Raw genomic sequence first — 12,888 nt, 5'->3', positions numbered from 1 at the left:
GGTTTTGCTATGACATTAACTGTCTACATATAGCTTTAAAGGGAGTAATGGCATACAAGTTTTTTGCTGAGTGCCAAGTTGATCTTGCTCCAAAGACAATACGCCCTTTGCCAACAATAAAACCGTCCAAGGTAGCAGCTGATGCTCAAGCTTTTGCACACGTTTTTGCAAACCATCAGCCGTATCTTTTTGATTCACCTCTAACACTGCTTGGGTTAAAACAGCACCAGCGTCAAGCTCAGCGGTGACAATATGAATACTACAGCCATGATGCCGCTCACCTGCCTGTATGGCGCGTTGATGGGTATCAAGACCTTTGTAAGCAGGTAGAAGAGAGGGATGCAAATTAATCATCGGTGCTGGCGAGCTATTGATAAATGAGCCGCTCAGTACTCGCATAAAACCCGCTAGGACGATAAGATCTGGCTGCCATGCTTGCAACTGATCGTTGGCATGTTGCTCGAACGTCTTGATACCCATGCGTTTGCCACTGGCAACGTGTGACAAGATCGCAACTGGAATAGCGGCGGCGTTAGCACGAGTAACGGCATAAGCGTCTTCACGATTGCTGATCACACCGACGATTTCGATAGGTAGCGTGCCTGCTTGCATGGCATCAATCAGCACTTGCAAGTTGCTGCCACTACCAGATACCAAAACGGCCACTCGTAGCGGTTTGTTAGGGAGACTCACATTATCGACTGATTGGGTTTTAATCGATATAGTATCAACAGACATTAACGGTATACCACCGCATCCGCCTCGCGTTTGACCATCTCACCCAGTTGCCAAGCGTTCTCGCCAGCATTCTTTAACGTGTTGATTGCGATCTCAGCTTTGTCTTTAGGAACGACAATGACAAAACCAACGCCGCAGTTAAAGGTGCGGTACATCTCGCTTTGTGCAATATTGCCTTGCGTTTGCAACCATGTGAACAGCTCTGAGAACTGCCAGCTGTTGGTATCGATGCTGGCTGCCAAATTCTCTGGCAACACGCGAGGTAGGTTATCGGTCAAACCACCACCTGTAATATGTGACATCGCATGTAATGCTGAGCTACCGAGAGTATCTTGCAATGCTTTAACTGCTTTTACATAGATGCGAGTAGGGGCCATCAATGTATCTTGAATCGGTTGACCGTCTAGTTGCTTATCACTGTTAGTCACATCAACACCGCTTACTTCGATGACTTTTCGTACCAATGAATAACCGTTAGAATGCGCACCACTTGAGCCAAGCGCAATCAATACATCACCTTCAGCGACGTTTTCGCCAGTGATGACTTCGCTTTCTTCAACTACGCCGACACAAAAGCCAGCCAAATCATAGTCATCATCTTGGTACATACCTGGCATCTCAGCAGTTTCGCCACCGATCAGGGCACAGTTTGACAGCTTACAGCCTTCGCCAATACCGGTTACAACGGTCGCTGCTGTATCGACATCGAGCTTACCCGTTGCATAGTAATCTAAAAAGAAGAGTGGCTCTGCACCGCACACCAACAAGTCGTTTACGCACATAGCGACTAAATCAATGCCGATTGTATCATGACGATTTAGTTGTAATGCCAGCTTGAGCTTAGTACCGACGCCGTCAGTACCTGATACCAATAAAGGTGAGGTATAACCCGTTGGGATACGACAGAGCGCGCCAAAACCGCCAAGTCCACCTACGACCTCAGGACGAGAGGTGGCTTTTGCCACTGATTTAATACGTTGAACCAACGCATCGCCAGCATCAATATCAACGCCAGCATCTTTGTAGCTTAAAGAAGGCTTGTTACTCATGGTCATCTCACAAATTTTATAAGGAATGAAGGTCAGTAGAAAAGCTAGTCGGTCATGTTAATTTTGCAGATAGTGCGCGCATTATACCCAAAAATGACCCGCACTCGCAAAGCAACTTACCGATATTTGGCTGATATTTGATTGATATTCGAATAGCATTCGCTTTAAGGCATAAATAATGAGTTAAGAAACAAAAAAATGACTGAATTGTTGTTGGACTCTGCGATAATGAGACGCTAAATTTATTACCAATAACGGTTCGTTATTGTGATGGTATTGCCTAACAGATATACGATCAATCCAATCACGCCATTATTTTAAATCAGCCCAATCATAGGATTGCTTATCATGATAAACCAACGAATAGATCCCTTTTTTCGGCGCTTATTTATAGTCGTTGGTTTGGTAGTTGCTGTTTTTTTATTATATTTGATGTTGCCTGTCATTGTACCGTTTGTCTTTGCGTTCGTACTCGCTTATTTATTCAATCCGTTGGTCAGACGCTTATCAAAGTATCTTAAACGTTGGGTGGCGATTATCATCGTTTACTCTACCATCACCTTTGGTATGGTAATGCTACTTTGGTGGTTGATACCGACACTGTGGTATCAGCTGCAAGCCGCTTGGGAGTACTTGCCCAAAGTATTAAATTGGTACAATCAAGTGGTACGTGAATGGTTTGTGAACAATAGCGCCATTCGTCTGCCAAGGCTTGAATCCAAAGAGTTCTCCGATACTTTGCTAGATTACATGCAAACGAATTATAAGTTTTCAGATGCCAGCACATTGATGAGTCAAGTTATTGCGTCCAGTATGAGCTTCATTAACAACGCAGGCCTCATTGTGCTTGTGCCAATTCTAACATTCTATTTCTTGTTCAATTGGGATAAGCGCTTGCACACATGGAAAATGGCGATTCCTGCCACTTATTGTGAGAGAGTCATTAATATTGCCCAAGAATGCGATCGTGCGCTGATGGCGTTTATTAAAGGTCAATTATTGGTGATGGTGTTATTGGGAGCTATTTATGCGGTGCAGCTACAACTGATTGGCCTTGAGCTTGGACTAATCATTGGTATGGTTGCAGGTATCGCAAGCTTCGTACCTTACTTGGGTTTTGGTATTGGTTTTATCGCTGCCATTATTGCGTGTTTATTCCAGTTTGGATTAAATTGGACATATCTGTCATTAGTTGTTGGGGCATTCTTAGTTGGACAAGCGGCAGAAGGCTATATTCTTCAGCCGTTGCTGTTGGGTGATAAGATTGGCCTGTCACCGCTATGGGTCATCTTTGCGGTACTGGCAGGAGCAAGCCTATTAGGCTTCGTTGGTATGCTAATCGCGCTGCCTGTCTCGGCGGTTCTCAATGTGTTGTTCCGTCATTTATACAATTACTACCAGTCCACCGATTTTTATAAAGGTCGTAAACAATTGGTATTGTTTGAAAAGAAGTAGATGATTCTCTATTAAATCAATCGAGTAGTTAGCAATTGACTGATGGTGACTAAAAGGGCAGACATTACTTGCTGTACCTTAATCAGTAAAAGACTTGTCAGTCATTTTGCAAATATGTTATATATAGGCGCAGTATCGACAGTATTAATCTTTATTAGATGGGTCACTTACAAGAGTCATTTTAATAACACATTCTTATCATTTAGATGTGGTAAGAAAGACAATCTACCAAGAGAGTATTTTATATCAGGTAGTTTGTATTAAGCTGTTAGTATGTATGAAGTGATCTAAGAACACATCAAAGAAAGTTGTTGATAATTTACCCTTTTTTTATATTGCATTACGCAAAACGAGTTGATGATTCATGGCAGAAGCACAGCTAAGTCTCAATCTGGACATTAAGCATGATGCAAGTTTAAGCGACTTTGCCGGTCCTGGTTGGATGTCGATTATTGATGCAGTACGGCAATTACATGTTGGCCTGATCGGCCAGCTATATCTTTTCGGCAGTCCTGCTACTGGTAAGTCCCACTTACTCTCCGCCATTTGTGAATCATTTATCGAGATGGACAAGTCCGCGATTTGTTTGTCACTTAATGAGTTGATTCACACGGACGTTCATGTGCTTTCTTCTCTAGAAAATTTTGATCTGATTGCAATTGATGATCTAGAAGTACTTGAGCAAAGCAGTCAGTGGCAAGAGGCATTGTTTCACCTTATTAATCGTAGTCGTGAAGGGCAGCGTCAGTTATTGTTTGCAGCCAATACGCCTGCGGGTGATTTGCCGTTTCAGCTTAGGGATTTGATGACACGTCTGGCTCAAGCGCCTACGTTTAAAGTACCAAATGGTCATGATCTGGCTGACCGCCAAGCATTGTTACAGTCTATTTTACGCAGGCGAGGTTGGCAGTTTGATGATCGAATCATTGATCATTTGCTAACCGAAGGGCCACATCGTATCGGCGCTATGATGGAAGTGCTTAATTATATCCAGCCCATGTTCTCTAACCTTGGGCGTAGTAACATATCCAAAGCAGTCATCAGTGACGCTCTACGTACTATTGATGAGCAAACGCTAGCAGCAGAATTGGCTGACATTGCTCAAGAAACACAAGTAGATAATGAAGTGGCTGATCAAGAACAACACACGATGCCACTCGATTTTTAGCACTAAAAACTCAACCCTTTCTATTCAAAACGCTTTTACTACTAATGGAATGACTTATGAAACCCAATGCTTCTTTGCTAAAAAAAATGACCCTCAGCACGTTGCTTATTGGTGCTGCCACTATTCCTATGCTGTCACAGGCAGCCGTAAATTTGGTGGTAGGTGACCATATGAAAGTAACGGCTATTAATGGTCAGGAATTGCAGCAGAGTCTTTTTCAAGAATCGGCCAAAGAATTCACACTTGAGCCTGGTCGTCATGCTATTACGGCTAAATATGATCGCTTGTACGACTTGAGCCGCGATGAACATGACTATTTACGCTCAGGTAATGTAAGCGTAGTAGCGGACTTGGCTGACAATCAGACTTATCGTCTCACTATGCTTAATCAACCAGAAGAGTATGCAGCTGCAAAAGAGTATGCTAAGCGTCCAACATTGGCCATACAGCAGGGCAATACAGTAGTCGCTAGTCAACAAGGAATGGGAGGCAATCAAGGTGGGTTGTTGTCAGGTCTAGGTCGCGCCTTGGGCGGTGTGTTTGATGGTGGAAATGATGCGGAACAACAAAACCAAAGAGTAATTGCTTCATTGAATCAACCATCTACAACTGCTTACAATGCAACTGGTGTAGCAACTACAGTCAACCAAACTGCAAGCGTTGGTTCATCTGCTGATGCTCTCGATCAATTTATGCAAATTTGGTTAAAAGCAACGCCTGCTGAACGTGAAAAAATGCGTCAATGGATACAGAAATAAGTCATCATTTTTATAAAAGTTCAAAGCAAAAAAAAGCACCTATTTAGGTGCTTTTTTTATTTCAAACAACGGGTTCTTTATTTTAATCTATTAATGATTAGCCTAAAAACGCGTTATACATCCAAACGTGTTTTTCTTGTTGTTGTACGTACTCATCTACCAAGTCAGCAGTACCTTGATCGTCAGCATCTTGTGCAGTAGCTGATACTTCACGCTGCTCTTCAATCAGTGCTTGTAAACCAGTTACGATTCCTTTTACGCAAGCATTGCCATCTTTGACGTTTTTATCTTCTTTGATGCTGGTGTGTTGCGCAAAGTCACTATAGGCGTGAAGCGGTGTGCCACCTAACGTTAAGATACGTTCTGCAAGTTCGTCAATTTGAAGTTGTAGCTCAGTATAAAGCTCTTCAAACTTAGGATGTAGCGAAAAAAAGTGCTCTCCTTTCACATTCCAGTGATAACCACGTACATTGATATAGAACGTATGATAGCTTGATAATAGACCGTTAAGCTTTGTGATTATAGCGCTCATATCTGCTTTTTCTAGGCCGATCTGATTAGTGTCATTATTAGTATTACTCATAATATTATCCTTATAGTGTGAGTGTTAGTATAAAAATTCAAAGAAGGTTAAAAGTGTAGCAACTCATGTGCTGCTTTACTATACTCGTTAATATATTAAAGCCTTTTAGACTTAAAAATTAACAGTGTAATACAGCGAGGTAAAGTTAAATCTAGTTAAAACAAATCATATCAACTCTGTTAAAGTTTACTAAGACTCTTATGTTGCTTCTCTTGATGTTCATTATAATAACAAATGACAAATGATAAGTTAAATTAAATAAATACAATAATACGATTGGTTATACAAAACTATATATATTTAGTCAGCATACTTTTAAACGACAACAGGTTCTCAATAATAAAGCCAGCCTCCTTAATTTCAAATGAATGAAAGATAAAGAGGCGGTTGCTTTTTAAGCAGATGGTTTTAAGTTTTCAGGGTTCAAGCCTTTGACAGCAACCACTTCTTGCAGATGCTGACGCACGGTATCAATCGGGAATTTTTGTGCTTGCAGGCGTTTTGGCAAGATTTGGCTGCCTTGCTGACCCTTCATTTCAAACATCATAAAGATATAGTCATCTGTCTCATCCCAGCTTTTAATCGCCGTCCAAGGAATGACGGCTTGCTGAGTTGAGCCTGCACGCATCTGCATACCGCGCATTTGATTGCTCTTAATCATATCAGGCTGATTGACGGGCATCGCCATAACCAAACCGTGCTTTTGTACACCAAGTTTCATTTGACGCATCTCATCTGGCATTTCTTGATCCGCCACTTGTTTTTCAAATTCTCTTTTGACATACCATTTAAAACCAAGGGTACGAACCAGTAGATAAATCACGACCGCTACCAGCATTAACCAAAAAATAATGGTCGAATAACCGGTAACAAAGGCAAGTCCTGCAATCGCTAAGACCACAACCACCGCCATAATGGCCCATTCCTTTGTCTTAATGCTTTTTAAACCAAAAGAGGGACTGGCACTGGCAAACAGTTCGTACTGTGCTTGATGAAATTCGGCCTCGGTTATGTTTAAGGCGACAGGTTGCAGCGTGTAGGGGTACAAGGCCATAAAGGTTTCTCAAATACTTGTATTAAAAGCGTTGGGTTTAAATCGCCGAGTGAAGGCATTAATGCCATACTTGGCTAAAGACGGAAAAACAGTATGCGCTTATCTTACCGAAAAGTACTCCTAAATGAAACAGATAAGCCGTCCTGTTCACGGATAGAGACCACATTATTGCTATTAACTCAGTGAGATGGTGCTGATTGAGAATAAGCGTAGGTGTAAGCATGCCTTATTGTTAAAAATGGTTTGTGGTGAATTTAGAACGTTAAGTGTGATAGCTTAGCTGAAAACGAGCAAAACCTATTCAAAACATGGTCAAATCTTCTGGGTCTTGGTATGATAGCGGCTACCGTGTACTCTGATAAAAGATAGGGCAGCAATATAAGATAGGCATTGGGCTATCAAGCTTAATGAAAAATATCAGCTGACCAATGATTATCTTCATAGTATTTAACATGGTATTTAACCTTCTTATTCACTCTCAGCGTTACAGGCAACTATTATGATTGATCCGAAACTCTTACGTGGCGATTTAAGCGATTTACAGCAACAACTGGCCTCTCGTGGCTACGCGCTTGATATGGAGTTTTGGCAATCGGTTGAATCCGAGCGTAAATCCTTGCAAGTCAAGACCGAAGAGCTACAAGCGAAGCGTAATGCAGGTGCCAAGCAAGTCGGCGCGCTAAAAAAATCTGGTGCAGATGCCACTGACCTGTTAGCTGAAATGCAAAATGTTAGCAGCGAAATGAAGACAGCTGAAGAGGATCTGCGTACCTTACAAGATCGTATCACACAAGCGGCACTACAAATTCCGAATATCCCAGCAGCCGATGTGCCAGTAGGTACTTCAGAAGACGATAATGTAGAAGTACGCACATGGGGGACGCCGCGCACGTTTGATTTTGAGATAAAAGATCACACGCATATTGGTGAAACGCTTGGGATGCTGGATTTTGAAGCAGCGACTAAGCTGACGGGCAGTCGTTTTAATGTGCTTAAAGGGCAATTGGCGCAAATGCATCGCGCGCTCATTCAATTTATGCTAAACACGCACACCGTCAAGTATGGTTACACTGAAATGTACGTGCCTTATATTGTCAATTCAGAAAGCTTAAAAGGTACAGGTCAGTTGCCAAAGTTCGAAGATGATTTGTTTAAATTGACCAATCATACGAACAATGACGACATGGATTTTTATCTTATTCCGACAGCGGAAGTGCCAATGACCAACTTGGTGCGCGGCGAGCGTTTGGATATCAAAGAGTTGCCATTAAAATTCACAGCGCATACGCCTTGTTTCCGTAGTGAGGCAGGCTCCCATGGTCGTGATACGCGTGGTCTGATTCGTCAGCATCAGTTTGAAAAAGTTGAGATGGTCAATATTGGCACTGCGGAGCAATCTGATGAATTGCTAGAGGCCATGACTGGACAAGCAGAATATGTCTTGCAGCAGCTTGAATTGCCACATCGTGTGGTGCAATTGTGTACTGGAGATATGGGTTTTGCTGCACAAAAAACGTATGACATCGAAGTGTGGTTGCCAAGCCAAGACACATATCGTGAAATCTCTAGTTGTTCAAACTGCGGCGACTTCCAAGCGCGCCGTATGGGCACGCGCATTAAAGATGGCAAGCAAACCAGTCTGGCTCACACGCTAAATGGTTCAGGTCTGGCGGTTGGACGTGCGCTACTTGCCGTTATGGAAAACCATCAAAACGCAGATGGTAGCATCACCGTTCCAAAAGTGCTGCGTCCATTTATGGGCGGTGTTGAGCGTATTTCAATTTAATAAGTATTTAATTGTATAAACTGCGGGTCACTAACGTCACTCGCAGTTTTCTACTTTTAGCTTGTTACTTTTTTCTGTATCACTACATATTGTTGTGAACGCTATCTCAGCATTAGTCGTTTAACAAAACTGATATGAGTCATTGCTAAATACAAACGGTCCTGTGACGGCATTTTTGCCGTGGCCCATAGCAAATATGTTAATATTGGACTTTAATTTTATAGCTTATCTATCAATAACACCTATTGCGTTTTTGATGGATTTTATTCTGAGCCAATCCTCCTCTTATCCTCCATACTTCTTATTCGAATATTAGGACACGCTATGCCAACCCCAATTAACGAACGTAAATTAGCCAATGCCATCCGCGTACTGTCGTTTGACGCGGTGCAAAAAGCCAACTCTGGACATCCGGGTGCGCCGATGGGTATGGCTGATATTGCCGAAGTTTTATGGCGCAAATTTTTGAAGCACAACCCAGCTGACCCTAGCTGGCACAACCGTGACCGTTTTGTCTTATCGAATGGTCATGGTTCGATGCTGATTTACTCACTACTGCATTTATCAGGCTATGATGTCAGCGTTGATGACTTGAAAGGCTTTCGTCAGTTGCATTCAAAAACTCCAGGCCATCCTGAACTTGGTTATACTCCAGGTGTTGAGACGACCACTGGCCCACTAGGTCAGGGTATTGCGAATGCGGTTGGTTTTGCGATTGCTGAAAAAACACTTGCGGCGCAGTTCAATCGTGACGGTCATAATGTGGTCGATCACCATACTTATGCGTTCTTAGGCGATGGTTGCTTGATGGAAGGCATCAGCCATGAAGTATGCTCATTGGCTGGCACATTAGGTCTTGGCAAGCTGGTATTCTTCTATGATGACAACGGCATCTCAATTGATGGCAATGTTGAGGGCTGGTTCACTGACGATACTCAAGCGCGTTTTGAATCGTATGGCTGGCAAGTCATCAAGGTCGATGGTCATGATACTGACGAAATTACTCAAGCGACTGAGCAGGCCATTGCCGAGACGACTAAGCCAAGTCTAATCATTTGTAAAACCACGATTGGTGCTGGTAGCCCGAACAAGCAAGGTCTAGCGGCCAGTCATGGTGCGCCATTAGGGGATGACGAAATCATATTGACTCGTGATGCATTGTCTTGGACGCATGCGCCATTTGAATTAGATGATGAAATCTATGAAGCGTGGGATGCCAAACCAAAAGGCGACGTACAACAAAAGAACTGGGAAGCAGATTTTGCCGCTTATGAAAAAGCCTATCCAGAACTTGCCGCCGAACTGTCACGTCGTCTAAATGGCGAGTTGCCAGCGGACTTTGCAGACCAAGCACAAGCGTATATCCAGCAAACGCAAGAAGCGGGCGGTGATGTTGCCAGCCGTAAAGCCAGTCAAAACGCGATCAATAGCTTACAGCCATTATTACCAGAATTGCTTGGCGGTTCAGCAGATCTAGCAGGTTCAAACCTTACGTTATTTAAAGGCGCGAAAGGTATTGAGACTGATGCTGATGGTAACTATATCTATTATGGTGTGCGTGAGTTTGGTATGACCGCGATTGCCAATGGTATCGCATTGCATGGTGGTTTTATCCCTTACGTAGCGACGTTCCTCATGTTTATGGAATACGCGCGTAACGCGGTACGCATGGGCGCATTGATGAAGCAGCGCGTCATCCATGTCTATACCCATGACTCCATCGGTCTGGGTGAAGATGGCCCAACGCATCAGCCCGTTGAGCAATTGACTAGCCTACGTACTACGCCAAACCTACGTACATGGCGTCCTTGTGATGCGACCGAATCTGCTAGTGCTTGGGTTGAAGCAATCAAATCAGAAAACAATCCATCAGCACTGATCTTTAGCCGTCAAAGCTTGCCACATCAGCAGCGTGACAGCGAGCAAGTGGCGAACATCACCAAAGGTGGCTATGTCTTAGCGAAAGAGCAGGGTGAGCTACAAGCTATTATAATTGCAACAGGTTCAGAAGTCGGCCTTGCGATGGAAGCGTACGACACGTTGAGCGCAAATGGTGTGGGTGTCCGTGTGGTCTCTATGCCATGTGCTGAGATTTTCGTAGAGCAAGAGGCTAGCTATCGCGAAGCCGTATTACCTGCCAATATCCGTGCTCGCGTGGCAGTAGAAGCGGCACACGTGGATTACTGGTACAAGTTCGTTGGCTTAGATGGCAAAGTCATTGGCATGACCACTTATGGTGAGTCAGCGCCAGCAGATGAGCTGTATAAAGAGTTTGGTATCACGACTGACGCTGTGGTTGATGCGGTGAATAGCTTGGTATAATAAACTTGAGTTAGTTAGCGTTTAAAAAAGAGCCACTAGAGAAATCTAGTGGCTCTTTTTTATGTGCATAATATTAGTTTCGGAGCTATTCCTGCTTTTCGCTACTATCTACCCGTTTGAGTGAAGCAATGGCTAAGGTTTGGCGTATCTCTTGCTCCGCGTAGCCTCGCCAAAACCAAGTGCTCGCAACTCATTCAACCATTCAGCATAACCACTGCAATCAGGGTTAAACTACATCTCAAGGCAACGATTGTGTGATAACTAAGCTAGAATTGACTTGGATTTCGAGGTAGAGTGTACTCTGCGTGCCTTTCGTGAGTTATGTTTTATCGCTACGAATTGTACTTCTAATGCTTTTATCAAAAATCATAGAGCGGGGTAGGTTGTTGTCGAGGCACAAGACCAAACATGACGGTTTAGTTTGATATTAATTGTTGGGCTTAATCCTTCAACCAAATCAACACGCCTGTATCTCTTTTTTAATTTAAAATAAAAGGGTTTATTGAATGGAAGATAATGACGTAATATCGAATATGACATGGTTGCAGCAAGTAGGTATAAGCGAGGGCTTAGCAGCAGCTTTTATTATTGGATTATTAGGGTTGTGCGGTGTTTTAATAACTCAATATTTTGATCGGAAAAAAGAACGCCGAGCCTTTCTCAGAGAAAAATTTGAGGAGTTAGTTCTCAGACTTGCAGATTTTGCTACGCTTGTAAAAGAGAATGAAACTCAGCGTTTTCAAGGTAAGGATAGTACAAGCTTTGACCTTAGTAAATTTGCTAATGAAGGAGGAAAAATTGAAATATTAACAATATTATATTTCTCTGAGCTTGAGTCTAAATGCAAAAAATTCTTGCAAGCTGGATTGGACTTATGTGTCGCTCAGCGAGCACATGAGATGAATCCTAACGATGAAAATTTTAATAAACTTAAGAATCGTCAAACGTCTTTCGAGGATGTTTACGATAGCTTTTATGGCGATATAAAGAGGTGCATTCCAAAATATACTTAAGTATTAAGGCTCGTTTAATTGTTTTTGCTATTGGGATAAGTTGATAGTTAAAAGTCCAAACTCTATGCCTCTTTATTAATAGAGATTTACTTCATCGGCAGGCACATTAAATCTTATAACCACTCAATACTAATCTCCGAAATAATAAGCCGAGTCAATGAGCCCTGATAAAATCTTCGGATACATAATGTAAAAGCGCGAAGGCGTAATTCTAAAAGCAAGCTAAGGTGAGATTATCAATGTTAAGCAAGATTTTAGTCAATTGAATGTGCTGAATAGCTATCAATAAACCTTTATCAGATTCATTTACTAAAATAGTTGAGCACATTCAAGAAAGCTACGATAGAGCAGTGCTCAATTATGCTAAGAAGAAAAAGACGATTGAGTATAATAAATTGCTTTTGCCGTTATCTGACTGAGCTTATTAGCTTATAAAATACTGAAAACTAAAAGGCTTATTGAAATGATTACTGTATAATAAATCCAACTAAATTTGAGTAAAGCAGCTCTACTCAAACGCATTATATACCTTGATTCTTAGAGAGCCTTATGAATAAACGTCCAACATCAGTAACTATCATTAGTTGGTTTCTAATAGTCACTAGCCTAATTACCGTTATAACTTCAGTAGTAAATATTAGCAATCCAGATGTAAAAGCAATAATGCAGTTAAGCGTGATCCCATTAGAGGTTCAATATTTAATAATGGCTATTGGGCTGATTATCTCTATTAGCTGTGGCTTGTTGATGCTTGCAGGAAAAAGTTTTGGTAGAAAATTATATGTTGGTTGGACTATCCTATCCATCGCTATTTCTCTGTTCACCTCACCTCTAAAAACCCTACTTATCCCAGGTATTATATTCTTTATTGTAATTGCATTTTTTCTTTATAGACCAAAAGCTAATCAGTATTTCTCAGACTCAAAGGCAGTTACCAAGTGATACGTAACGTGCTGGGCATA

At 42.2% G+C, this 12,888-nt stretch carries 11 protein-coding genes; 7 read left to right on the top strand and 4 right to left on the bottom strand.

Going from position 1 to position 12,888, the window contains the following annotated elements; genetic code table 11:
- Positions 1–15: 15 nt before the first annotated feature.
- Together purN and purM are read right to left on the bottom strand one after the other, a co-directional pair.
- Complete coding sequence (gene purN / locus ACT3TH_RS02925; protein ID WP_444754359.1) at positions 16–738, bottom strand: phosphoribosylglycinamide formyltransferase; 723 nt, start codon at positions 736–738, stop codon at positions 16–18.
- A complete protein-coding gene (purM, locus tag ACT3TH_RS02920) occupies positions 738–1,787 on the bottom strand; it encodes a phosphoribosylformylglycinamidine cyclo-ligase (RefSeq protein ID WP_444754358.1) in 1,050 nt (349 codons plus the stop codon). The genes purN and purM overlap by 1 nt, the downstream gene beginning before the upstream one ends.
- Positions 1,788–2,135: 348 nt before the next feature.
- Here purM and ACT3TH_RS02915 point away from each other — a divergent pair, with 348 nt between their 5' ends.
- The 3 genes from ACT3TH_RS02915 (at position 2,136) to ACT3TH_RS02905 (ending at position 5,168) form a co-directional block, all read left to right on the top strand.
- Positions 2,136–3,242, top strand: coding sequence for an AI-2E family transporter (locus ACT3TH_RS02915; RefSeq protein ID WP_444754357.1), 1,107 nt, complete (start codon positions 2,136–2,138; stop codon positions 3,240–3,242).
- 364 nt (positions 3,243–3,606) lie between these two features.
- Positions 3,607–4,410, top strand: a complete 804-nt coding sequence (hda, locus tag ACT3TH_RS02910) for a DnaA regulatory inactivator Hda (protein ID WP_444754356.1) — start codon at positions 3,607–3,609, stop codon at positions 4,408–4,410.
- 56 nt (positions 4,411–4,466) lie between these two features.
- The gene (locus tag ACT3TH_RS02905; RefSeq protein ID WP_444754355.1) at positions 4,467–5,168 is read left to right on the top strand and encodes a DUF2057 family protein; all 702 of its coding nucleotides are present in this window, start codon (positions 4,467–4,469) and stop codon (positions 5,166–5,168) included.
- 97 nt (positions 5,169–5,265) lie between these two features.
- Here ACT3TH_RS02905 and ACT3TH_RS02900 read toward each other — a convergent pair whose 3' ends face one another.
- Together ACT3TH_RS02900 and ACT3TH_RS02895 are read right to left on the bottom strand one after the other, a co-directional pair.
- Positions 5,266–5,751 carry a Dps family protein gene (locus tag ACT3TH_RS02900; RefSeq protein ID WP_444754354.1) on the bottom strand — a complete coding sequence of 162 codons (486 nt, stop codon included), beginning with the start codon at positions 5,749–5,751 and terminating at the stop codon, positions 5,266–5,268.
- A 394-nt stretch (positions 5,752–6,145) separates the two neighbouring features.
- On the bottom strand, positions 6,146–6,805 hold the full coding sequence (locus tag ACT3TH_RS02895) for a YcxB family protein (protein WP_444754353.1): 660 nt from the start codon (positions 6,803–6,805) through the stop codon (positions 6,146–6,148).
- A 499-nt stretch (positions 6,806–7,304) separates the two neighbouring features.
- On the opposite strand from ACT3TH_RS02895, the gene serS reads away from it, so the two are divergent.
- The 4 genes from serS to ACT3TH_RS02875 all read left to right on the top strand — a co-directional run bounded on the left by serS (position 7,305) and on the right by ACT3TH_RS02875 (position 12,868).
- Positions 7,305–8,591, top strand: a complete 1,287-nt coding sequence (serS, locus tag ACT3TH_RS02890; RefSeq protein ID WP_444754352.1) for a serine--tRNA ligase — start codon at positions 7,305–7,307, stop codon at positions 8,589–8,591.
- Between the two features lie 324 nt (positions 8,592–8,915).
- Positions 8,916–10,913 (top strand): transketolase, encoded by a 1,998-nt coding sequence (gene tkt / locus ACT3TH_RS02885; RefSeq protein WP_444754351.1) that lies wholly within the window; start codon positions 8,916–8,918, stop codon positions 10,911–10,913.
- Positions 10,914–11,419: 506 nt separating this feature from the next.
- The gene (locus tag ACT3TH_RS02880; RefSeq protein ID WP_444754350.1) at positions 11,420–11,926 is read left to right on the top strand and encodes a hypothetical protein; all 507 of its coding nucleotides are present in this window, start codon (positions 11,420–11,422) and stop codon (positions 11,924–11,926) included.
- 549 nt (positions 11,927–12,475) lie between these two features.
- Positions 12,476–12,868, top strand: a complete 393-nt coding sequence (locus tag ACT3TH_RS02875; protein WP_444754349.1) for a hypothetical protein — start codon at positions 12,476–12,478, stop codon at positions 12,866–12,868.
- The last annotated feature ends 20 nt before the right edge of the window (positions 12,869–12,888 follow it).

The sequence above is a fragment of the Psychrobacter sp. AOP22-C1-C5 genome (genome assembly GCF_052378885.1).
In the GTDB taxonomy this organism is placed as follows: Bacteria; Pseudomonadota; Gammaproteobacteria; order Pseudomonadales; family Moraxellaceae; genus Psychrobacter.
Note: the sequence above shows the minus strand (reverse complement) of the source record. Positions and strands in the feature narration are given on the sequence as shown.

Excerpts from the sequence above, each read along its gene's own strand:
- purN (WP_444754359.1), bottom strand. The coding sequence starts at position 738 with ATGTCTGTTGATACTATATCGATTAAAACCCAATCAGTCGATAATGTG.
- purM (WP_444754358.1), bottom strand. The coding sequence starts at position 1,787 with ATGAGTAACAAGCCTTCTTTAAGCTACAAAGATGCTGGCGTTGATATT.
- ACT3TH_RS02915 (WP_444754357.1), top strand. The coding sequence starts at position 2,136 with ATGATAAACCAACGAATAGATCCCTTTTTTCGGCGCTTATTTATAGTC.
- hda (WP_444754356.1), top strand. The coding sequence starts at position 3,607 with ATGGCAGAAGCACAGCTAAGTCTCAATCTGGACATTAAGCATGATGCA.
- ACT3TH_RS02905 (WP_444754355.1), top strand. The coding sequence starts at position 4,467 with ATGAAACCCAATGCTTCTTTGCTAAAAAAAATGACCCTCAGCACGTTG.
- ACT3TH_RS02900 (WP_444754354.1), bottom strand. The coding sequence starts at position 5,751 with ATGAGTAATACTAATAATGACACTAATCAGATCGGCCTAGAAAAAGCA.
- ACT3TH_RS02895 (WP_444754353.1), bottom strand. The coding sequence starts at position 6,805 with ATGGCCTTGTACCCCTACACGCTGCAACCTGTCGCCTTAAACATAACC.
- serS (WP_444754352.1), top strand. The coding sequence starts at position 7,305 with ATGATTGATCCGAAACTCTTACGTGGCGATTTAAGCGATTTACAGCAA.
- tkt (WP_444754351.1), top strand. The coding sequence starts at position 8,916 with ATGCCAACCCCAATTAACGAACGTAAATTAGCCAATGCCATCCGCGTA.
- ACT3TH_RS02880 (WP_444754350.1), top strand. The coding sequence starts at position 11,420 with ATGGAAGATAATGACGTAATATCGAATATGACATGGTTGCAGCAAGTA.
- ACT3TH_RS02875 (WP_444754349.1), top strand. The coding sequence starts at position 12,476 with ATGAATAAACGTCCAACATCAGTAACTATCATTAGTTGGTTTCTAATA.